The following is a 20,695-nucleotide window of genomic DNA, read 5'->3' as shown; positions in this document are numbered from 1 at the left end:
GCACGCAAGCAAAGCAAAGGGGCCCCGCGGGGCCCCTTTTTCATGGTGATGCGCCCCGCAGGGCGCGACCAACGGCCTTACTTGGCCACGCAGTCCACGAAGTAGCGGGTCTGGCCGTCCTCGCCCTGCTCGGCCACCAGACCATGCACATCGGTGGCAAAGCCCGGGAACTTGGCATTGAAGTCGCGGGTGAACTTCAGATAGTCCACGATCTTCTTGTTGAAGCGCTCGCCCGGGATCAGCAGGGGAATGCCCGGCGGGTAAGGCGTCAGCAGCGAGGTGGTGACGCGGCCTTCGAGCTTGTCGATGGCCACGCGCTCGGTCTTGCGCTGGGCGATATGGGCATAGGCATCGCTGGGCTTCATCGCCGGCTCCAGATCCGAGAGGTAGACCTCGGTGGTCAGGCGGGCGATGTCACCCTGGGCATAGGCCTCGTGGATGCTCTGGCACAGATCGCGCAGACCCATGCGCTCGTAGCGCGGCTGGGCGGCCACGAACTCCGGCATGATGCGCCACAGCGGCGCGTTCTTGTCGTAGTCGTCCTTGAACTGCTGCAGCGCGGTCAGCAGGGTGTTCCAGCGGCCCTTGGTGATGCCGATGGTGAACATGATGAAGAAGCTGTAGAGGCCCGTCTTCTCCACCACCACGCCGTGCTCGGCCAGGAACTTGGTGACGATGCTGGCCGGGATGCCGGTCTTGGCGAACTTGCCGCTCATGTCCAGGCCGGGCGTGATGATGGTGGACTTGATCGGGTCCAGCATATTGAAGCCGGCCTCGATGGAGCCGAAGCCGTGCCACTTCTCATTGGCCTTGAGCATCCAGTCGGCAGGCTTGCCCACACCCTCGGCGGCCAGCGGACGATCCGGACCCCAGACCTTGAACCACCAGTCGGACTTGCCGTAGTCCTTCTCCACCTTGCGCATGGCGCGGCGGAAGTCCAGGGCCTCGGCCAGGCTCTCCTCCACCAGGGCGGTGCCGCCGGGCGGCTCCATCATGGCGGCGGCCACATCACAGCTCGCGATGATGCTGTACTGCGGGCTGGTCGAGGTGTGCATCAGATAGGCCTCGTTGAACAGATGCTTGTCCAGCTTCACGTTCTGCGAGTCCTGCACCAGCACCTGCGAGGCCTGGCTCAGACCGGCCAGCAGCTTGTGGGTGGACTGGGTGGCATAGACCATGGCCGTCTTCGGGCGCGGGCGGTTCTTGCCCATGGCATGGTAAGAGCCATAGAAGGTATGGAAAGCCGCGTGGGGCAGCCAGGCCTCGTCAAAGTGCAAGGTGTCGATCCAGCCGTCCAGCTTGCTCTTGATGGTTTCGGTGTTGTAGAGCACGCCGTCGTAGGTCGACTGCGTCAGCGTCATGATGCGCGGCTTGATCTTCTTGACATCCACGCCCTTGAGCAGCGGGTTCTTGGCGATCTTCTTCTTGATACTCTCCGGCGAGAACTCGCTCTCGGGGATGGGGCCGATGATGCCGTAGTGGTTGCGCGTGGGCGTCATGAAGACCGGCACCGCGCCGGTCATGATGATGCTGTGCAGAATGCTCTTGTGGCAGTTGCGGTCCACCACCACCACATCGCCCGGCGCCACCGTGTGGTGCCAGACCATCTTGTTGGAGGTGCTGGTGCCGTTGGTGACGAAGAAGCAGTGGTCGGCATTGAAGATGCGCGCGGCATTCTTCTCGGAGGCGGCCACCGGGCCGGTGTGGTCCAGCAGCTGGCCGAGCTCCTCCACCGCATTGCAGACGTCGGCGCGCAGCATGTTCTCCCCGAAGAACTGGTGGAACATCTGACCCACCGGACTCTTCAGGAAGGCCACGCCGCCGGAGTGACCCGGGCAGTGCCAGCTGTAGGAGCCGTCCTGCGCGTAGTCCATCAGCGCCTTGAAGAAGGGCGGCGCCAGACCGTCGAGGTAGCTCTTGGCCTCGCGGATGATGTGGCGGGCCACGAACTCCGGCGTGTCCTCGAACATATGGATGAAGCCATGCAGTTCGCGCAGCACATCGTTGGGCAGATGCTGGGAGGTGCGCGTCTCGCCATAGACGTAGATGGGGATGTCCGCATTCTTGAAGCGGATCTCCTCGATGAACTTGCGCAGATTCAGAACGGCCGGATCCAGCTCCGGCCCGGGCGTGAACTCTTCATCGTCGATGGACAGGATGAAGGCGCTGGCGCGGCTTTGCTGTTGGGCGAACTGGCTGAGATCCCCGTAGCTGGTCACCCCCAGCACCTCGAAGCCCTCTTTCTGGATGGCGTCCGCCAGGGCACGGATGCCCAAACCCGAGGTGTTCTCGGAGCGATAGTCCTCGTCGATGATGACGATGGGGAAGCGAAAGCGCAGCATGCAGGGCCTCCGGGGGCAAAAGGGACAGCAGAAAAATGAAGGCGCGAAGTGTAGGGCCAAGCGCCGGCAGCCAGCGGTTTTCTGTCCGCATCATTCTGCTTTGTCGCACAAACAGGACGGCTACACTGGGCCGACACAATAAAGGGAGGCCGCATGGAGCTCTGGAACGGTTCAACCCTCTGGTGGGTCATCGCGGGCACGCTGGTGGCGCTGGAGTTGGCTACAGGGACCTTTTATCTGCTGATGCTGGCCTTGGGTGCGGCCGCCGGCGCCCTGGCCGCCCATCTGGGCCTGGGACTCACGACCCAGATCAGCACCGCCGCCCTGGTGGGCGGCTTGGCCGTCCTGTTCTGGCACCGGCGCCGCGCCGGCCAGCCGCAGACGCCCAGCAGCAGCAATCCCGATGTGAACCTGGATGTGGGTCAGCAGGTGCAGGTCACGCACTGGCTGGCCGACGGCCGCACCACGGTGCGCTACCGCGGTGCCGAATGGCAGGCCCGCTTCGACGGCAGCGGCAGTCCGGCACCCGGCCTGCACACCATACGCGCCGTTGAAGGCAGCTGCCTGGTGCTCGCCCCCTGAGCCCCGATTGACAAACACATTCAAGGAGGAAACCCCGCCATGGAAATCGCCCTGATCCTGTTGGTGATCGCCGCCATCTTCATCGTGCGCGCCATCAAGGTCGTGCCCCAGCAGAACGCCTGGATCGTCGAGCGCCTGGGCAAGTACCACGCCACGCTCACGCCCGGCCTCAACATCCTGGTGCCCTTTGTCGACCGCCTGGCCTACAAGCACTCGCTCAAGGAGATTCCGCTGGACGTGCCCAGCCAGGTCTGCATCACCAAGGACAACACCCAGCTGACCGTTGACGGCATCCTCTACTTCCAGGTCACCGACGCGATGCGTGCCAGCTACGGCTCCAGCAACTACATCGTCGCCATCACCCAGCTGGCCCAGACCACGCTGCGCAGCGTGATCGGCCGCATGGAGCTGGACCGCACCTTTGAGGAGCGCGACGTCATCAACAGCTCGGTGGTCCAGGCCCTGGACGAGGCCGCGCTCAACTGGGGCGTAAAGGTGCTGCGCTATGAGATCAAGGACCTGACCCCGCCGCCGGCCATCCTGCACTCCATGCAGGCGCAGATCACGGCCGAGCGCGAAAAGCGCGCCCTGATCGCGGCCTCCGAGGGCCGACGCCAGGAACAGATCAATATCGCCACCGGCGAGCGCGAAGCGGCCATCGCTCGTTCCGAAGGCGAGAAGCAGGCCGAGATCAACAAAGCCCAGGGCGAAGCCGCCGCCATCGGCGCGGTGGCCGAAGCCACCGCCGAGGCCATCCGCAAGATCGCCGCCGCCATCGAGCAGCCCGGCGGCCAGCAGGCCGTGCAGCTCAAGGTGGCAGAGAAGGCCGTGGACGCCTACGCCCAGCTCGCCCAGAAGAACAACACCATGATCGTGCCGGGCAATATGGGCGAGGTCAGCGGCCTGATCGGCACGGCCATGGCCCTGATGAAGGGCCACAAGCCCGGCTGACCGCTTCAGGCGGCCTGACGCCAGCCCTCACGCCGGTACTCGGCGAGCTCGGCAATGCTGAGCAGCGGCAAACCGTGACGCTCGGCAAAGTCCAGCACCTGCTGGCCTCGCGCCATCGTGCCATCGGGGTTCATCAGCTCGCACAGCACCGCTACCCCCGACAGGCCGGCCATCAGGGCCAGATCCACCGAGCCCTCGGTATGGCCGCGCCGCGCCAGCACGCCGCCCGGCTGGGCGCGCAGCGGAAACACATGGCCGGGCCGCGCCAGATCCTCGGGCCGCGCATCGGGCGCGATCGCGGCACGCACCGTGGTGAGCCGGTCGGCCGCACTGACCCCCGTACTCACGCCTTGCGCCGCCTCGATGCTGACGGTGAAGGCCGTGCCATAGCGGCTCTCATTGCGCGCCACCATGGGCGGCAAGGCCAGGCGCCGAACCATGGCGTCCTGCAGACACAGGCAGACGATGCCGCTGCACTCGCGGATCAGCAAGGCCATGGTGGCCTCGTCCAGGCGCTCGGCCGCGACGATGAGATCGGCCTCATCCTCGCGATCGGCATCGTCGGTCAGCACGACCGGCCGGCCCTCGCGCATGGCCAGCAGGGCCGCGGCCAGGCGGCCGGGCATGCGCAGGATCTCCTGCTCGCCGCAGGCCTGGGCCTCGGCTGGGGGGCTTGGGAAATGGGAAATTGCAGTGATGTCAGACATGGTTGAAACGCTCCTCGCGTTGGAGAGAAGACATTTCAGGGCGCGCAAACGCAGGCACGCCGCAACGCCAGGTGCCGGAACACCACGCCGCGACGCACGCGCGTCAGCACATCTTCTTTCATCCGGACTGTGACCGTCGGCCCTGGCGTCGCACCAGATCTGCTGACCCTGGGCCGGAGAGGCCCAGGCGCTCGCGGGCTGGCGGCACCGGCATCCACGATGCCCGCGCCGCATACCGCCGGTGGGGAATTTCACCCCGCCCTGAAGACGTGTATCGGCCTCGCGGCCGACGCGCGCATCCTATCCCAGTGGGAGCTCGTACGTTTTCTGCAAGAATTTTCCAGAAGAGCTCAAAAACTGCGTTATGATGGCGGGCTTCGGAGAGGTGGATGAGCGGTTTAAGTCGCACGCCTGGAAAGCGTGTGTGGGTTAATAGCCCACCGCGGGTTCGAATCCCGCCCTCTCCGCCAAAACAGTGAAAAACACGGGCCCTCTGGGCCCGTTTTTCATTTCCGGCACGTCATGGCAAAGCGGGTGAGCGGGTAAGCAGTTCCCGCCCCAGTTCAAATATGCAGCGCCTGACCCAAGGCACGCAGGCAGGCCTCTTGCACCGCCTCGCCCAAGGTCGGGTGGGCATGAATGGTGTGGGCCACATCTTCCAGCGTGGCCCCCATTTCCAGGCTGAGACCGAAGGCCGCCGACAGCTCGGACACCGCCGCACCCACGGCTTGCCAGCCGAGGATCAGATGGTTGTCCGCCCGGGCCAGCACACGCACAAAGCCCTCGGGAGACTCCAGCGAAAGCGCTCGACCATTGGCGGCAAAGGGAAACTGCGCCTGCAAGAGCTTGAAGCCCTGCGCCAGCGCCAAGGCCTCAGCGCTGGCCGGCGTATGACCGGCCTGCACAATTTCGGGATCGGTAAAACACACCGCGGGAATGCTGCTCGGTTCAAAACGGCGCTTCTTGCCCGCGATCAACTCGGCCACCATCTCGCCCTGGGCCATGGCCCGGTGCGCCAGCAAAGGCTCGCCGACCAGATCCCCGATGGCCCAGACATCCTTCATGGAGGTACGGCACTGTGCATCCACCCTCACGGCACGACCGGCCATGTCCAGCATCAGGCGCTCCAGACCCCAGCCCTCAATCCTCGGGCGACGTCCCACGGCCACCAGAATCTTGTCCGCGGGCAGCTCGACCAGCTGGCCCTGGGGATCGCGAACGCTGAGCGCCGTGCCTTCGGCGTTCAGCCCCTCCACCCTGTGCGACAGCAGGGTCTTGATGCCCAGGCCGGCCAGGGACTGGGCCACAGGCCGCACCAGCTCGGCGTCATAGGCCGGCAGGAGGCGATCCTGTGCTTCCACCACCGTGACCTGAGCCCCGAGCTTGCGCCAGGCCGTGCCCAATTCGAGGCCGATATAGCCAGCGCCCACCACCACCAGCTCGCGCGGCACTTCGGCAAAGCTCAGGGCCTCGGTGGAGGAGACCACCCTGCCCTGGCCGGCGCCAAAGGGCAGCGAGGGCAAGGCCTGCTCCTGCGAGCCGGCGGCCAGCAGCAGATGTGCGCATTGGATGCGTTGCGGGGCTTGATCCGACGCAGCGGAGCGGATCTCCACCGTCTTGCCATCGACGATCTCGGCCCAGGCCTGTATGACCTTGACCCCATGCTTCTTGAGCAAGGCAGCAACGCCTGTGGTGAGCTTGTTCACGATGCCGGCTTTCCAGGCCTGGGTGGTGGCCAGATCCAGCGTGAGCTCGCCGCTGCGTATGCCCAGCACCGAGCGTCCCCCTGCCTGTTCGGCGGCCTGGGCATAGGCCTCGGCCGCATGGATCAGAGCCTTGCTGGGAATGCAGCCGATATTGAGGCAGGTTCCGCCCAGCTGGGCGCCCTCGATCAAGGTGGTCTGGATGCCAAGCTGGGCCGCGCGCAGCGCGGCCACATAACCACCGGGACCGCCACCAATGATGAGCAACTGGGTTTGCGAGTAGACGGGAGGCATCTGAGACTCACTCGATGAACAGGGTCGCGGGAGTTTCCAGCAGGGCGCGCAGGCGCTGCACGAAGAGCGCCGCATCCATGCCGTCGACCACGCGATGGTCGAAGCTGGCGCTGAGGTTCATCAGCAGGCGCGGCACCACGCGCCCGTCACGGTCGAACATGGGTCGCTCCACCATGCGGTTCACGCCGACGATGCCAACCTCCGGGTGGTTGATGACCGGCGTCGTGACGATGCCGCCCAGGGCGCCCAGGCTGGTGATGGTGATGGTCGAGCCGCCGAGCTCCTCGCGGCTGGCCTTGCCATTGCGCGCCGCATCGGCCAGGCGTGCGATCTCGCCAGCACAGGCCCAGGGGTCCAGGGTCTCGGCATGGCGGATCACGGGCACCAGCAGTCCGGCCTCGGTCTGCGTGGCCATGCCCAGATGCACGGCACCGTAGCGCGTGACCACCTGAGCCTCATCGTCAAAGCGCGCATTGACCTGCGGAAACTCGCGAACCGCAATCACGATAGCCCGCGCGAGAAAGGGCAGCAGGGTGAGCTTGGCACGCCGCGCGGCGTGCTGGGCATTGAGCCGCTGGCGCAGTGCCTCCAGCTCGGTCACATCGACCTCCTCCACATAGGTGAAGTGGGGAATCTGGCGCTTGGCCTGCTGCATCTTCTGCGCGATCTTGCGGCGCAGACCAATGACGGGCACCGCCTGTTCGTCCAGGCGCCGGGCGTAGCGGCTGTCGATCTCGCTGCCCCCGGTGCTGCCGGCGGCGCCACTGGCGGCAAAGGCCTCCAGGTCCTCCTGGGTGATGCGGCCGGCCGGCCCGGTGCCGGGCACGAACTGCAGCTCGATGCCCAGATCCCAGGCACGACGGCGCACGGCGGGCGAGGCAATAGGCTTCTCGTTCACGGCGCGGCGCGGCGCCGCGGCCTGGCGGGCAGCAGCGGGTGCCAGGCTCGGTGACGGACTCGGTGACGGACTCGGCGAGGGGCTTGCTGCCGAAGTTGCCGCCGCAGCCGCTACCGTGGCACTCGCTGGCGGCGCGGCCGCCGGACTCGCAAAGCCGGCAGCTTCGCCGCCGGGCCTGAGATTGCCCGTGCCCTCCACCTCCAGGCGGATCAGCTCGGCGCCCACCGCCATGACCTGCCCCACCGTGCCGCCATGCGAGACCACGGTGCCCGCTACCGGTGAAGGGATCTCCACCGTGGCCTTGTCTGTCATGACATCAGCCAGGATCTGGTCCTCGGCCACCGCCTCGCCGGGCTGCACACGCCAGGCCACCAGTTCCACCTCGGCGATGCCCTCGCCGATGTCGGGCATCTTGATCACATAGGCCGCCATGACTCAGGCCTCCATCACGCGCTTGAGGGCCGCGCCCACGCGGGCGGGGCCGGGGAAGTAGGCCCATTCCTGAGCATGGGGGTAAGGCGTGTCCCAGCCCGTGACCCGTTCGATGGGCGCCTCCAGGTGATAGAAGCAGTGTTCCTGGACCAGGGCGGAGAGTTCGGCGCCAAAGCCGCTGGTCCGCGTGGCCTCGTGCACGATCACGCAGCGGCCTGTCTTCTTGACCGAGGCCACCACGGTCTCCAGATCCAAGGGCCAGATGCTGCGCAGATCGATGATCTCGGCATCCACGCCCGCCTCGGCGGCCGCGGCCGCGCTGACCCAGACCATAGTGCCGTAGGCCAGCACGGTGACCTCCGCGCCGGGCCGGAACAGCGCGGCACGGGTCAGGGGCACGGTGTAGTAGCCTTCCGGCACCTCGCCCATGGCGTGCTTGCTCCAGGGCACGACGGGCTTGTCGTGATGGCCGTCGAAGGGGCCGTTGTAGAGACGCTTAGGCTCCAGAAAGATCACCGGATCATCGTTCTCGATGGCGGCGATCAGCAGGCCCTTGGCGTCATAAGGGTTGCTGGGCATGACGGTCCGCAGGCCGCAGACATGCGTGAAGATGGCCTCGGGGCTCTGGCTGTGCGTCTGCCCACCATAGATGCCGCCGCCACAGGGCATGCGTATGGTCAAAGGTGCGGTGAAGTCGCCCGCCGAGCGGTAGCGCAGGCGCGCAGCCTCGCTGACGATCTGATCGATGGCCGGGTACACATAGTCGGCGAACTGGATCTCCACCACCGGGCGCAGACCGTAGGCGCCCATGCCAACCGCAGCCCCCACGATGCCGCTCTCGGAAATGGGCGCATCGAACACCCGCGATTTGCCGTACTTGGCCTGCAGGCCCTCGGTGCAGCGGAACACGCCGCCGAAATAGCCCACATCCTCACCGAAGATCACCACGTTCGGGTCCCGCTCCATCATCACATCCATGGCCGAACGCAGGGCCTGGATCATGGTCATGGGCTTGCTGGGGCCTGGGGCCCGGCCTTCGGCGGGCAGGGCCAGCTTGTCCTGTTGGACGGAGTCATTCATGGCTGCCACCCCGCTCAGTAACCCAGTTGTTGGCGCTGCTGGCGCAGATGCTCGGGCATGTCCTTGTAGACGCCCTCGAACATGCTGGCCACGCTGGGAATATGGCCGTCCAGCAGGGAGCCATAGCGCTCGGCCTCGCGCTGCGCGGCGATCACCTCGGCCTCCAGGGCCTTGAGCGTGGACTCATGCTCCTCGTCGCTCCAATGGCCCAGCAGGCTCAGGTGCCGGCGCAGGCGCTCGATGGGATCACCCAGGGGGAAGCGCTCCCAGTCGTCGCCAGGCCGGTACTTGCTCGGATCGTCCGAGGTGGAGTGCGCCCCGGCGCGATAGGTCACCCACTCGATCAGGGTCGGCCCCAGGCCGCGCCGGGCGCGCTCGGCCGCCCACAGCGACGCGGCATGAACAGCCAGAAAGTCATTGCCATCCACGCGCAGGGAGGCGATGCCCGAACCCACACCGCGCGCCGCAAAAGTGGTGTGCTCACCACCCGCAATGGCCTGAAAGGTGGAGATCGCCCACTGGTTGTTCACCACATTGAGGATGACGGGCGCCCGGTAGACATGGGCGAAGGTCAGCGCCGTCGCAAAGTCAGACTCGGCGGTGGAGCCATCACCGATCCAGGCCGAGGCAATCTTGGTGTCCCCCTTGATCGCGCTGGCCATGGCCCAGCCCACGGCCTGGATGTACTGGGTGGCCAGATTGCCCGAGATGCTGAAGAAGCCGGCCCGCTTGTAGGAGTACATCACCGGCAACTGGCGTCCCTGGATGGGATCCTTCTCGTTGCTCAGCAGCTGGCAGATCATCTCGACCATGGAGACATCGTCACGGCTGAGCAGCAGCCCTTGCTGGCGATAGGTCGGGAAGTTCATATCGCCCTGCAGCAAGGCCATGCCATGGGCCACGGCAATGGCCTCCTCGCCCAGGGCCTGCATATAGAAGCTCAGCTTCTTCTGACGTTGCGCGATCAGCATGCGGGCATCGAAGACCCGCACCTTCATCATGGCCTTGAGCCCGCGTCGCATGAAGTCGGGCGCCAGCTGAGGATCCCAGGGGCCTTTGGCGCTGCCGTCTTCATCCAGCACTCGCACCAGCTGATAGGCAAGATCCTGGGTGTCGACGGGCAGCACATCCACATCGGGCCGCCGTGCCGCACCGGCCGGGGAAATATGCAGATAGGAAAAGTCGGTGGCGCACCCCGGACGCCCGCTGGGCTCGGGAATATGCAGGCGCAAGGGGGGGTACTTGCTCATAGGGGCACAGCTCCTGGCGTCCCGGGTAGGGCGCACGCAATCGACGGCACTCGCGCGCAACCAGCTGCGGATAAGCGCCGATCACGCACCCCTGGGCACGAACCGGGCTCGGGTTGGAGTCCGGCATCGGCCCTGATCTCAGCGTAACCGAGTCCCTTGCAGCGCCAAGAGTGTTTGCCCCAAGCCCCCACCGGGCGCAGATGCGCCGAGGACGCTCAAAACACCTTGCTGCCCTCAGGCCGAGAAAGCCTCAGGCACCTCGGTCGGCACAAAGACTCGCACGCTGTCTCCACCTGCCGCCTTGGCCTCGGCACAGGCCAGCGTGGCTGCGGCCAGTACCGAGTCCACGGTTTCCAGGCTGGGCTGCAGCTGAACCACACCCAGGCAGGCCTTGACCCGCGTGCGGTGCAGGCCCCAGCGCAGACGGAAGGCTGCAATGGCGGAGCGGATCTTCTCGGCCACGATGGCGGCATAGTGCTGGTCGCAGTCGGGCAGGAGCACCGCAAAGCAGTCCTTCTCGATACGCGCCACCAGGTCCGATGCCCGAACCTTGGACAGCATCACCTGCCCCAGCGCACACAGGAAGTGATCCGCAACCTCGGGACCCATGCCCTGGATCACATCGGTAAATCGATCCACGTCCAGCCAGAGCACGGAAACCGGCTCGTGCCGACGACTGCCCACATGCTCGGACAGGCGCCGCTCGAACTCGCGGCGATTGGCCAGCTCGGTCAGCGGGTCGTGCTTGGCCGTCCAGGTGGGCTGCATGCGCTGCTGGCGGGCGGCCGTCACATCATGAACGATCCACATGGCCTCGCCCGCCGGCGCCTCCCAATGAACCGGCGATGCCTGCAGGCGCCCCCAGAAACGGCTGCCGTCGCGGCGCACGTACTCCACCTCCTCGTCCAGAGGGCGGCCCGCCGCGAAGGCTGCGCCCAGCCGCTCCTGCAAGCTCTGGTAGGCCGCATCCGAAACATAGACGCCGCGGCAAGCCTGCCCGCCGAGATCGGTGTCGTCGCCATGCCCGAACAGATGGTTGAACTGTTCGCTGACCAGCTCAAAGCGAGCCCCCTGGGTAAAACCCACGGCCAAGGGCGAACGCACCATCAGGGCACGCAGGCGCGCGGCGATCACATCGTGGGACTCGGTGGCTTCACTCGCGGTGTTAGCCGGGGGCTGGGTTTGCATCCGCATCTCCTTGGGCTGGCAGCAGCACTATTGCAGGTGTAGCGCGTTTGCGGGCTGCCGAAAACCCCGAAAACAGGTCTTCACCGCATTTATTTGTTTCACTTCGCGAGCCGACGCATGGCGGCCGCAACGCTGCCTACAATCCCTGGCATCCATTCCTGGACCGCGATGACCCAAGCACCGCCTGGCGGCTCGCCCGATCTATTGCACCCCAATCGCCGCAGCTTGGTGATTGGCTTGGCAGCGCTGCCTTGGGCTGCCGGCGCGAGCAAGCCTGACAAGCTGCGCCTGGTCGCCACGGAATTCCCGCCCTACACATCAGCGAGCCTCGAGGGAGGCGGCATTGCCGCGCAAGTCACCCGGGCGGCCCTGCAGCGACTGGGCTGGGACATGGAGCTGTCGTTCCGCCCCTGGGTCCGTGCCCTGGCAGAGCTGCAGCAAGCCAGCTGGGACGGCGTCGTGGGCCTGTGGCACAACCAGGAGCGTGAGCGCTATCTGAGCTACACCCGCCCCCTGGGCATCAGCAATCGCATCGGCTTCATGGCCCGTGCCGGCAGCGTCATCCAGGTTCATGATCTCTCGCGCCTGCAGGGTCTCACCATCGGCACCGTGCGCGACTACGTGAACCCGCCAGTCTTCGAACGCGCCCGCCTTCGGCGTGACGAGGCCGTTGACGATCTGGGCAATCTGCGCAAGCTGCTGGCCGGGCGCGTCGATCTTGCCTTGGTGGACAAGGGTGTGGCGATGCATCTGCTGCAGACCCAGCTGCGTGATGCCGCTGCGGCGCTGGTCTGGCTCGAACCCGCGCTGGCCGAGCTCCCCCTGCATACGGCCCTGGTACGCCAACACCCGCTGCACAGCCAGCGTGTCGCCGATCTCAACCGCAGCCTGCAGGAACTGCACAGCAGTGGAGCCATGGCCCAGCTGCTGCAGCGCCACGCGCACCTGCTGTAGCCGCAAGCCGCGCGGGACGTTCAGCGCTCTGGCGCAATCTGCTCGGCGTATTCGTAGAGCGCGCCCAGGATGTCCTGGCCGCGCTCGTCGTCCTCGGCCAGGCTCTCGCTGAGGGCGTCGATGCGCTCGAAGAAGGCACTCAGGGTCTGGGCACCGCCCTCCCCGTCCAGCAGCCGGGCGGCGCGGTGCGCCTGCCAGCGCTCGCGCTCCTGGGCATTCAGGGTCTCGGGGTGGTTGCGGGCGCGCCAGCGGAACACCAGCTCGTCCAGCCGGGCATCGACAAAGGCCAGACGGCCCTGAGCCGCACGCTGGCCCAGCTGCTCGGGCGGCAGCTCGCGCACGCGCTGCAGGGCGCGGCGGTCGTCGTTGCTCAGGAAGCCGCCATAGAGATCCTCGTCCACATCCAGGGGCGGCAAGGGCTCGCGCTGGAAGACCTCGGGCCAGAGTTCGGCCAGCGCCGCGCCGCGCTCGGCCAGGGTCTGGGCGTGCGCCAGGCCCTGGGCCATGTCCAAGCCCCAGCGCTCGGCCATGGCCGGCGAGAGGGTCTTGAGATTGCCGATCACCACCGGCGACTTGTTGATGTGGATGGTCTTGATGGGCAAGCGGCTCACGCCCTCCGGTAGCGCCTCCTGCTTGCTGAACACGCGCAGGCGGATGCTGGCCGCGTCCAGACCGAAGAGCTCCTGCGGATCCACCGACAGGTCCCAGACGATCAGCTCGTTCTTGTTGGTCGGGTGCGGGGCCAGGGGCCAGACCAGGGCAATGCAGCCGCGCTCCGGCCCATACATGCCCGAGACGTGCAAAAAGGGCTTGCCCATGCCCATCTCGGCCTGCACCGCCTCCTTCTTGCGCAGCTTCAGACAGAACTCGAAGAGCTTGGGCTGCTTCTCGCGCAGCAGCCGGGCCAGGGCGATGGTGGCGCGCACGTCCGAGAGCGCATCGTGCGCCGCCTCGTGGCTGAGTCCATTGGCGGCGGTCAGGTGCTCCAGCTTGAAGCTGGGCCGGCCATCCTCATGCCGGGGCCAGTTGATGCCCTCGGGGCGCAGGGCGTAGGCGCAGCGCACCACATCCAGCAGATCCCAGCGGCCGCAGCCGTTCTGCCACTCGCGGGCATAGGGATCGATCAGATTGCGCCAGAAGAGATGGCGGGTCACCTCGTCGTCGAAGCGTATGGTGTTGTAGCCCAGGCCCACCGTGCCAGGCAGGGACAGGGCCTGCTCGATGGCCGCGGCGAACTCATGCTCGGGCAGGCCCTGGACCAGACAGGTCTGAGGCAGGATGCCGGTGAGCAGGCAGGACTCCGGATCCGGCAGATAGTCGTCGGCCGGGCGGCAGTAGACCATCAGGGGCTCGCCAATCTCATTGAGCTCGGCATCGGTGCGCAGGCCGGCAAACTGGGCCGGACGGTCGCGGCGCGGCACGCGGCCAAAGGTCTCGTAGTCGTGCCAAAAGAAGGAAAACTCTTGCATGGCGGCACGATAACCGATAGCCGCGGGTGCGCACCGTCCCTGTCAGCCGCCCTGGTCATAATGGCCGCTTCGCCATTGCCCCTGCGACGCTGCTCTTGAACCTCTTTTCTCGCCTGCTGGCCCGGGTGCCCGAGCACCGCCGCGGCATGGTGCGCCGCCTGCTGATCATCGCCGGCGCCGGCGTCGCCGGCCTGGTGCTGCTGCTGGCCACGGCCGCGGTGCTGATCTACCCCACCCTGCCCGACCTCTCCGAGCTGACAGACTACCGGCCCAAGCAGCCGCTGCGCGTCTACACGGCCGACGGCGTGCAGATCGGCGAATTCGGCGCCGAGCGCCGCCGCTACCTGCCCCTGGACCAGATCCCCAAGAGCATGCAGGACGCCCTGCTGGCCATCGAGGACACGCAGTTCTACGAGCACGGAGGCCTGTCCTACACCGGCATCGCCCGCGCCGCGCTGAGCAATCTCTTCAGCGCGCGCAGCCAGGGCGCCTCCACCATCACCCAGCAGCTGGCCCGCGACTTCTACCTCACCAAGAAGAAGCTCTACAGCCGCAAGTTCATCGAGATGCTGCTCACGCTCAAGATGGAGCGCACCCTGAGCAAGCAGCAGATCCTCGAGATCTATATGAACCAGATCTATCTGGGTCAGAGGGCCTATGGCTTTGAAGCCGCCGCGCGCGTGTACTTCGGCAAGAGCCTGCAGGCGCTCAGCATCGCCGAGACGGCCATGCTGGCCGGCCTGCCCCAGAACCCCATCTACGCCAACCCGGTCAACAACCCCACGCGGGCTGCAAGGCGGCAGCGCGTGGTGCTGCAGCGCATGCACGAGGTGGGCCTGATCGACGCGGCTCAGCTGGAGGCCGCCAAGGCCGAGAAGCTGCACATCCGCAGCGCCCAGGACCCACGCCTGCACGCCGAGTTCGTGGCCGAGATGGTCCGCCAGCAGATCCACGCCCAGTATGGCGACGAGGCCTACACCCTGGGACTGCAGGTCTTCACCACCCTGGAATCCGGCGAACAGGCTGCGGCCTATCGCGGCCTGCGCCGCAGCCTGATGGAGCATGAGCGCCGCAAGCCCTACCGCGGGCCCGAAGGCCGGATCACCTTGCCTGCCAATGAGCTTGACCGCGATGCAGCCATCGCCAAGGCCCTGTCCGAGCACCCGGACAATGACGATCTGCGCGCCGCCGTGGTCACCGAGGCCTCCCCCACCAAAGTGCTGGCCAGCCTGCAGAGCGGCGAGGACATCAGCATCAGCGGTGACGGCCTGCGCGCCGCCGCCAGCGCCCTGAGCCCCAAGGCCAAGGCCGAGCTGCGCCTGGCGCCCGGCGCCATCATCCGGGTGCTGCGCGGCGCGCCCAGCAAGGCCGATCCCAAGGGCACTTGGGTCATCACCCAGCTGCCCGAGGCCGCGGGTGCCCTGGTGGCCCTGGAGCCCGGCAGCGGCCGGGTGCGCGCCCTGGTGGGCGGCTTCGACTTTGCCAAGAACCAGTTCAACCACGCCACCCAGGCCTGGCGCCAGCCGGGCTCCAGCTTCAAGCCCTTTGTCTACTCGGCGGCGCTCGAGCAAGGCATCACCCCGGCCACCGTGGTGGAAGACGCGCCCATCGTGATCGGCGACTGGACACCCAAGAACTCAGACGGACAGTTCGACGGCCCCATGAGCGTGCGCCAGGGCCTGGCCAAGTCCAAGAACATGGTCACCATCCGCGTGCTGCAGCAGCTGGGCCCAGGCCCCGTGCGCGAATGGGCGGCCCGCTTCGGCCTGGACGCCGAGAAGCAGCCCGACAACCTGACCCTGGCCCTGGGCGCCGGAGCCGTCACGCCCATGCAGATGGCCAGCGCCTATGCGGTGTTTGCCAACGGCGGCCATCTGCTCAAGGCCAGCCTCATCGCCAAGGTGGTGGATGCCAAGGGCCAGCTGCTTTACGAGGCCACGACCGAGAGTCCCACCGAAGAAAACCGCGTGATCTCCTCCCGCAATGCCTTCGTGACCAGCAGCCTGCTGCAGGAGGTCACGCGCAGCGGAACGGCCGCGCGTGCCAGCGTGGCCCTGCGCCGCGGCGACATCTATGGCAAGACCGGCACCACCAACGATGCGGTGGACGCCTGGTTCGCAGGTTTTCATCCCACCCTGGTGGCCGTGGTCTGGATGGGCTATGACCAGCCGCGCAGCCTGGGCGAGCGCGAGTCCGGCGGCGGCCTGGCCCTGCCCGCCTGGGTGGAGCTGATGGCCGAGGCGCTCAAGGGCGTGCCGGTGCGCGAGCTGCCACCGACCGACGGCGTGCTGCCGCAAGCTGGTGACTGGGTCTTCGAAGAGTATGCCGGCGAGGCGGCCATCCAAGTGCTGAGTCCGCCCGGCCAGCCCGGCGCAGCGGCCAGCTCGCCCTGAGCTTGCCGGGGCACCTCGAGCCGCTGGATCAGCGCTTGCGGACGACGACCGAGCCGATGGAGTAGCCGGCCCCGAAGGAGCAGATCACCCCGAGATCATCGGTGTGGAGCCCCTGCCTGTGCGCATGGAAGGCAATGATGGAGCCAGCGGACGCCGTGTTGGCGTACTCATCCAGGATCAGGGGGGCGACCTCGCTGCCGGCCTCAGCCTGCTCGGAGCCGAGCAGCTTCTTGATCACCAGCTGATTCATGCCCAGATTGGCCTGGTGCAGCCAGAAGCGGCTGACCTGGGCAGGACTGAGCCCCAGCATGTCCAGATGCTGCTCGATATGCGTCGCCGCCAAGGGCACGACTTCCTTGAAGACCTTGCGGCCTTCCTGGCGGAAGGTCTTGTCGCGGGCCAGCGGATCGCCGTCCTCGGCCCGGTTCATGAAACCGAAGTTGTTGCGGATATTGCTGGAGAACTGGGTCGCCAGCTTGGTACCCAGCACCTCCCAGGTCTCGGCCGCGGTGGCCGTGTCGGCCCGCTCCACGATCAGGGCGGTGCAGACATCACCGAAGATGAAGTGACAGTCACGGTCTTTCCACTCCAGATGGGCGGAGGTGATTTCGGGGTTCACCACCAGCACGCAACGCGCCGTACCGGCGCGTACCGCATTGACCGCCTGTTCCAGCGCGAAGGTGGCGGAGGAGCAGGCCACATTCATGTCGAAGCCATAGCCGCCCGCGCCCAGAGCCTGCTGGATCTCGATGGCCATGGCAGGATAGGCACGCTGCATATTGGCCGCGGCACACAGCACCGCATCCACATCGGCACCGGTCTTGCCGGCCTGCTTCAAGGCCTGCTGGGCCGCCTCCACCGCGATCTCCGCCATCAGGGAGAGCTGCTCATCGGGACGCTCCGCGAATCGCGGATACATGCGCGCCGGGTCCAGCACCCCGCTCTTCTCGATCACATAACGCTGCTTGATGCCGGAAGCCTTCTCAATGAACTCCACGCTGGAATGCGCCAGCGCCGGACGCTCGCCTGCGGCAATGGCCTCGGCATGGCGGGCGTTCTCCAGATCCACATAGCGGTTGAAGGCCTCCACCAGCTCGGCGTTGCTGATGGTGTGCGGCGGGCGGTAAAGGCCGGTGCCACTGATGACGACTGCGCTCATGACTCGTGCTCTGCTGATGCGGCGGGGGCGCAAGTTTAGCCAGCCCCGGCCGTCCGGGGCAAAGAGGACTTTCCCAGGCCGATGCACTTGCCCGACAGGAATTGAGCGTAGAATCAATCACCGGGCCCAAATTTTGTCTTCGGCCCGGCGCGTCGCGCCTCGACTTCGTTCACGAAGTCAGCCCCCGACGCGATGGCCTCCCCGGCCATCGAGGGCGCCAGCCCTCTAGCCGAAGCAAGTCAAGCGCTCGCAGCCCAGGTGGTGCACTGCATGCAACGCACCCCGTCTATGCGATCTTGAATCATGGAAATCTTCGACTACGACAACATCCTGCTCCTGCCACGCAAGTGCCGCGTGGAAAGCCGTGCCGAGTGCGACACCTCGGTGCAGTTCGGAGCGCACCGCTTCAAGCTGCCGGTGGTCCCGGCCAATATGAAGACGGTGGTGGATGAGCGCATCACCGAATGGCTGGCCGCCAATGGCTACTTCTATGTGATGCACCGCTTTGATCTGGACAATGTGGCCTACGCGCGCAGCATGCGGGACAAGGGCTTGATCGTCTCGCTGAGCTCCGGCGTCAAGGAAGCCGACTACGCGGTGATCGACCGCCTGGCGGCGGACGGCGTGGGCGCCGACTACATCACCATCGACATCGCCCATGGCCATGCCGACAGCGTGCAGCGCATGATCGCCCACATCAAGCACAAGCTGCCCGAGGCCTTTGTGATCGCCGGCAATGTGGGCACGCCCGAGGGCGTGATCGACCTGGAGAACTGGGGCGCTGACGCCACCAAGGTGGGCATCGGCCCCGGCAAGGTCTGCATCACCCGCCTCAAGACCGGCTTCGGCACCGGCGGCTGGCAACTCTCGGCCCTGAAGTGGTGTGCCCGCGTGGCCACCAAGCCCATCATTGCCGACGGGGGCATACGCCACCACGGCGACATCGCCAAGAGCGTGCGCTTCGGCGCCAGCATGGTGATGGTGGGCTCGCTCTTCGCAGGACACGAGGAGTCTCCGGGCAGTACCGTCGAGGTGGACGGCAAGCTCTACAAGGAGTACTACGGCTCGGCCTCGGACTTCAACAAGGGCGAGTACAAGCATGTGGAGGGCAAGCGCATCCTGGAGCCGGTCAAGGGCAAGTTCGCCGACACCGTGCGCGAGATGCGCGAAGACCTGCAGAGCTCCATCTCCTACGCCGGCGGTCGCAGCCTGGCCGATCTGAAGAAGGTGAACTACGTGATCCTGGGCGGCGAAAACGCCGGCGAGCACCTCTTCATGTAGAGCTGATGGTCCGCCAGGCGTTTCGGCGCAGCCAAAACGCCGGCGAGCACCTGCTCATGTGATCAGGGCAGAAGCGTTCAGGAAATGAAAAGGGGCCTCCGGGCCCCTTTCTCTCTTCAATACTCTGGCCGCGATTACAGCGTCGGATAGTCGGTATAGCCCTTGGCGCCGGGGGTGTAGAAGGTGGCCTGGTCCGGGGCATTCCAGGCCGCGCCGCGCTCAATGCGGGTGGGCAGATCGGGGTTGGCCAGGTAGCCGGTGCCAAAGGCCACGGCGTCCAGCTTGCCCTCGGCCACCGCCTGCGCGCCCTCCTCAGCGCTGTAGCCCATATTGCCCACCAGCAGGCCGCGGTACTTCTCGCGCGCCACCGTCATCACATCGGCCTTCTGCACGCCAAAGAAATCGGCACGCATCAGGTGCAGATAGGCCAGCTTGAAGCGGTTGAGCTCCTCGGCCAGCAAGGCGGTCAGACCCACCGGGTCGCTGTCCACCATGCTGTTGTAGCTGTTCAGCGGCGAGAGGCGCAGGCCCACGCGATCGGCCCCGATGGCGCCGCACACGGCGTCCAGCACCTCGAAGAGGAAGCGGGCGCGCTTGGGCAGCGAGCCACCGTAGGCATCCTGGCGCTGGTTGGCACCGTCGCGCAGGAACTGGTCGATCAGATAGCCGTTGGCGCCGTGGACCTCCACACCGTCAAAGCCGGCCTCGCGGGCCCGGCGGGCTGCGTCGGCATAGGCCTGGACCAGGGCCGGGATCTCATCGGCTCGCAGGGCGCGGGCCGGCACATTGGCTTGCTTGCCGGTGGGCGTGTGGGTCTCGCCCTCGATGGCCAGCGCGCTGGAGGATACGGGCTCCACGCCACCGTTGAGCGCCGGGTGCGCGGCGCGGCCGGCGTGCCAGATCTGCATGAAGATGCGGCCGCCGCGGGCGTGCACCGCCTCGGTGGTCAGCTTCCAGGCCTGCAGCTGCGCCTCGTTGTAGATGCCCGGGTCGGCGCCAAAGGCCGAGGTATTGGGCAGGATGGACGTGCACTCGGTGATGATGAGACCGGCGCTGGCCCGCTGGGCGTAGTACTCGGCCATCAGCGCATTGGGCATATGCCCCTCGCTGGCGCGGGTGCGGGTCAGCGGGGCCATCAGGGTGCGGTTGGGCAGGGTCAGGGCGCCAAGCTGGACGGGTGTGAGCAGAGCATTCATGGTTTGGGCGAAAGAGTGGAGCTGCGTGAGTGTGCCCGCGGCGGCAAGTCCGTGTGCAAGACAGGAGGACCGCGGGCGTGCTAGGCCACGAGGGAGCGCCTGGCGCCACCTACAATCGGGCTCATTCCCTGAGACCTCCACCGCGCCGCGACCGCCGCAGGCGCCTGCCGCCACCATGACCGAACTCGCGAAGTCTTTCGAACCTGCCGCCCTCGAAGCCCACTGGGGCCCGCTGTGGGAATCCAAGGGCCTGTACAAGCCCAGCCTGGATCCGGCGCGCGAATCCTTCTGCATCCAGCTGCCGCCGCCCAATGTGACCGGCACCCTGCACATGGGCCATGCCTTCAACCAGACCATCATGGACTCGTTGACGCGCTACCACCGCATGAAGGGCTGCAACACCCTGTGGGTGCCCGGCACCGACCATGCCGGTATCGCCACCCAGATCGTGGTGGAACGCCAGCTGCAGGGCCAGGGCCAGAGCCGCCACGACCTGGGCCGCAAGAACTTCGTCGCCCGCGTCTGGGAATGGAAGCAGCAGAGCGGCAACACCATCACCCAGCAGATGCGCCGCATGGGCGACTCGGTCTCCTGGGAGCACGAGTACTTCACCATGGACGAGAAGCTCTCGACCGTGGTGACCGAAACCTTTGTGCGCCTCTTTGATGAAGGCCTGATCTACCGCGGCAAGCGCCTGGTGAGCTGGGACCCTATCCTGAAGTCCGCCGTCTCCGACCTGGAGGTGGAGAGCGAGGAGGAAGACGGCTCGCTCTGGCATATCCGCTATCCGCTGGCCGAGGGCGCGGAGTCCCTGGT

16 protein-coding genes, 1 tRNA gene and 1 riboswitch are annotated in these 20,695 nt (G+C 66.5%); of the genes, 7 read left to right on the top strand and 10 right to left on the bottom strand.

Annotated features, from left to right (window positions below; genetic code table 11):
• Positions 1–77: 77 nt before the first annotated feature.
• A complete protein-coding gene (locus ACK5F2_RS11235; RefSeq protein ID WP_409864692.1) occupies positions 78–2,342 on the bottom strand; it encodes an Orn/Lys/Arg decarboxylase N-terminal domain-containing protein in 2,265 nt (754 codons plus the stop codon).
• 153 nt (positions 2,343–2,495) lie between these two features.
• Here ACK5F2_RS11235 and ACK5F2_RS11230 point away from each other — a divergent pair, with 153 nt between their 5' ends.
• Both ACK5F2_RS11230 and ACK5F2_RS11225 read left to right on the top strand, forming a co-directional pair.
• Positions 2,496–2,924 carry an NfeD family protein gene (locus ACK5F2_RS11230; protein WP_409864690.1) on the top strand — a complete coding sequence of 143 codons (429 nt, stop codon included), beginning with the start codon at positions 2,496–2,498 and terminating at the stop codon, positions 2,922–2,924.
• A gap of 39 nt (positions 2,925–2,963) precedes the next feature.
• The gene (locus tag ACK5F2_RS11225) at positions 2,964–3,875 is read left to right on the top strand and encodes an SPFH domain-containing protein (RefSeq protein ID WP_409864689.1); all 912 of its coding nucleotides are present in this window, start codon (positions 2,964–2,966) and stop codon (positions 3,873–3,875) included.
• A gap of 5 nt (positions 3,876–3,880) precedes the next feature.
• Here the strand turns inward: ACK5F2_RS11225 and ribB are convergent, their stop codons facing one another.
• Positions 3,881–4,582, bottom strand: coding sequence for a 3,4-dihydroxy-2-butanone-4-phosphate synthase (ribB, locus tag ACK5F2_RS11220; RefSeq protein WP_409864688.1), 702 nt, complete (start codon positions 4,580–4,582; stop codon positions 3,881–3,883).
• A 106-nt stretch (positions 4,583–4,688) separates the two neighbouring features.
• A riboswitch (FMN riboswitch) is annotated at positions 4,689–4,855 on the bottom strand.
• 106 nt (positions 4,856–4,961) lie between these two features.
• Here ribB and ACK5F2_RS11215 point away from each other — a divergent pair.
• Positions 4,962–5,052: transfer RNA gene (locus ACK5F2_RS11215), tRNA-Ser, on the top strand.
• Between the two features lie 93 nt (positions 5,053–5,145).
• Here the strand turns inward: ACK5F2_RS11215 and lpdA are convergent.
• The 5 genes from lpdA to ACK5F2_RS11190 all read right to left on the bottom strand — a co-directional run bounded on the left by lpdA (position 5,146) and on the right by ACK5F2_RS11190 (position 11,427).
• The gene (lpdA, locus tag ACK5F2_RS11210; RefSeq protein WP_409864687.1) at positions 5,146–6,579 is read right to left on the bottom strand and encodes a dihydrolipoyl dehydrogenase; all 1,434 of its coding nucleotides are present in this window, start codon (positions 6,577–6,579) and stop codon (positions 5,146–5,148) included.
• Between the two features lie 7 nt (positions 6,580–6,586).
• On the bottom strand, positions 6,587–7,909 hold the full coding sequence (locus ACK5F2_RS11205) for a dihydrolipoamide acetyltransferase family protein (RefSeq protein ID WP_409864686.1): 1,323 nt from the start codon (positions 7,907–7,909) through the stop codon (positions 6,587–6,589).
• 3 nt (positions 7,910–7,912) lie between these two features.
• On the bottom strand, positions 7,913–8,917 hold the full coding sequence (locus tag ACK5F2_RS11200; protein WP_409864704.1) for an alpha-ketoacid dehydrogenase subunit beta: 1,005 nt from the start codon (positions 8,915–8,917) through the stop codon (positions 7,913–7,915).
• 86 nt (positions 8,918–9,003) lie between these two features.
• Entirely contained in the window at positions 9,004–10,239 is a 1,236-nt protein-coding gene (locus tag ACK5F2_RS11195) for a 3-methyl-2-oxobutanoate dehydrogenase (2-methylpropanoyl-transferring) subunit alpha (RefSeq protein WP_409864685.1), read from the bottom strand.
• Positions 10,240–10,473: 234 nt separating this feature from the next.
• A complete protein-coding gene (locus tag ACK5F2_RS11190) occupies positions 10,474–11,427 on the bottom strand; it encodes a GGDEF domain-containing protein (RefSeq protein WP_409864684.1) in 954 nt (317 codons plus the stop codon).
• A gap of 168 nt (positions 11,428–11,595) precedes the next feature.
• Between ACK5F2_RS11190 and ACK5F2_RS11185 the strand changes: the two genes are divergently transcribed.
• Positions 11,596–12,381 carry a substrate-binding periplasmic protein gene (locus tag ACK5F2_RS11185; protein ID WP_409864683.1) on the top strand — a complete coding sequence of 262 codons (786 nt, stop codon included), beginning with the start codon at positions 11,596–11,598 and terminating at the stop codon, positions 12,379–12,381.
• A 20-nt stretch (positions 12,382–12,401) separates the two neighbouring features.
• Here the strand turns inward: ACK5F2_RS11185 and sbcB are convergent, their stop codons facing one another.
• Positions 12,402–13,850 (bottom strand): exodeoxyribonuclease I, encoded by a 1,449-nt coding sequence (gene sbcB, locus ACK5F2_RS11180; RefSeq protein WP_409864682.1) that lies wholly within the window; start codon positions 13,848–13,850, stop codon positions 12,402–12,404.
• Positions 13,851–13,945: 95 nt separating this feature from the next.
• On the opposite strand from sbcB, the gene ACK5F2_RS11175 reads away from it, so the two are divergent.
• A complete protein-coding gene (locus tag ACK5F2_RS11175) occupies positions 13,946–16,243 on the top strand; it encodes a penicillin-binding protein 1A (RefSeq protein ID WP_409864680.1) in 2,298 nt (765 codons plus the stop codon).
• A gap of 28 nt (positions 16,244–16,271) precedes the next feature.
• Here ACK5F2_RS11175 and ACK5F2_RS11170 read toward each other — a convergent pair whose 3' ends face one another.
• Positions 16,272–17,402 carry a beta-ketoacyl-ACP synthase III gene (locus ACK5F2_RS11170; RefSeq protein WP_409864679.1) on the bottom strand — a complete coding sequence of 377 codons (1,131 nt, stop codon included), beginning with the start codon at positions 17,400–17,402 and terminating at the stop codon, positions 16,272–16,274.
• Between the two features lie 303 nt (positions 17,403–17,705).
• Here ACK5F2_RS11170 and ACK5F2_RS11165 point away from each other — a divergent pair, with 303 nt between their 5' ends.
• Positions 17,706–18,683, top strand: a complete 978-nt coding sequence (locus ACK5F2_RS11165; protein WP_409846692.1) for a GMP reductase — start codon at positions 17,706–17,708, stop codon at positions 18,681–18,683.
• Between the two features lie 134 nt (positions 18,684–18,817).
• On the opposite strand, the gene ACK5F2_RS11160 is transcribed toward ACK5F2_RS11165, so the two are convergent.
• Entirely contained in the window at positions 18,818–19,879 is a 1,062-nt protein-coding gene (locus ACK5F2_RS11160) for an alkene reductase (protein WP_409864678.1), read from the bottom strand.
• A gap of 175 nt (positions 19,880–20,054) precedes the next feature.
• Here ACK5F2_RS11160 and ACK5F2_RS11155 point away from each other — a divergent pair.
• The coding region (locus ACK5F2_RS11155; protein WP_409864677.1) for a class I tRNA ligase family protein at positions 20,055–20,695 on the top strand (641 nt) is incomplete at its 3' end.

This window comes from Roseateles sp. (assembly GCF_046300915.1).
Classification (GTDB): domain Bacteria; phylum Pseudomonadota; class Gammaproteobacteria; order Burkholderiales; family Burkholderiaceae_C; genus Kinneretia.
The sequence above is the reverse complement of the archived record's forward strand: the minus strand, read 5'-3'. Positions and strand labels throughout refer to the sequence as shown.

Excerpts from the sequence above, each read along its gene's own strand:
- ACK5F2_RS11160 (WP_409864678.1), bottom strand. The coding sequence starts at position 19,879 with ATGAATGCTCTGCTCACACCCGTCCAGCTTGGCGCCCTGACCCTGCCC.
- ACK5F2_RS11185 (WP_409864683.1), top strand. The coding sequence starts at position 11,596 with ATGACCCAAGCACCGCCTGGCGGCTCGCCCGATCTATTGCACCCCAAT.
- ACK5F2_RS11225 (WP_409864689.1), top strand. The coding sequence starts at position 2,964 with ATGGAAATCGCCCTGATCCTGTTGGTGATCGCCGCCATCTTCATCGTG.
- ACK5F2_RS11190 (WP_409864684.1), bottom strand. The coding sequence starts at position 11,427 with ATGCAAACCCAGCCCCCGGCTAACACCGCGAGTGAAGCCACCGAGTCC.
- ACK5F2_RS11235 (WP_409864692.1), bottom strand. The coding sequence starts at position 2,342 with ATGCTGCGCTTTCGCTTCCCCATCGTCATCATCGACGAGGACTATCGC.
- ribB (WP_409864688.1), bottom strand. The coding sequence starts at position 4,582 with ATGTCTGACATCACTGCAATTTCCCATTTCCCAAGCCCCCCAGCCGAG.
- ACK5F2_RS11170 (WP_409864679.1), bottom strand. The coding sequence starts at position 17,402 with ATGAGCGCAGTCGTCATCAGTGGCACCGGCCTTTACCGCCCGCCGCAC.
- ACK5F2_RS11205 (WP_409864686.1), bottom strand. The coding sequence starts at position 7,909 with ATGGCGGCCTATGTGATCAAGATGCCCGACATCGGCGAGGGCATCGCC.
- ACK5F2_RS11165 (WP_409846692.1), top strand. The coding sequence starts at position 17,706 with ATGGAAATCTTCGACTACGACAACATCCTGCTCCTGCCACGCAAGTGC.
- ACK5F2_RS11200 (WP_409864704.1), bottom strand. The coding sequence starts at position 8,917 with ATGACCATGATCCAGGCCCTGCGTTCGGCCATGGATGTGATGATGGAG.
- sbcB (WP_409864682.1), bottom strand. The coding sequence starts at position 13,850 with ATGCAAGAGTTTTCCTTCTTTTGGCACGACTACGAGACCTTTGGCCGC.
- ACK5F2_RS11230 (WP_409864690.1), top strand. The coding sequence starts at position 2,496 with ATGGAGCTCTGGAACGGTTCAACCCTCTGGTGGGTCATCGCGGGCACG.
- ACK5F2_RS11195 (WP_409864685.1), bottom strand. The coding sequence starts at position 10,239 with ATGAGCAAGTACCCCCCCTTGCGCCTGCATATTCCCGAGCCCAGCGGG.
- lpdA (WP_409864687.1), bottom strand. The coding sequence starts at position 6,579 with ATGCCTCCCGTCTACTCGCAAACCCAGTTGCTCATCATTGGTGGCGGT.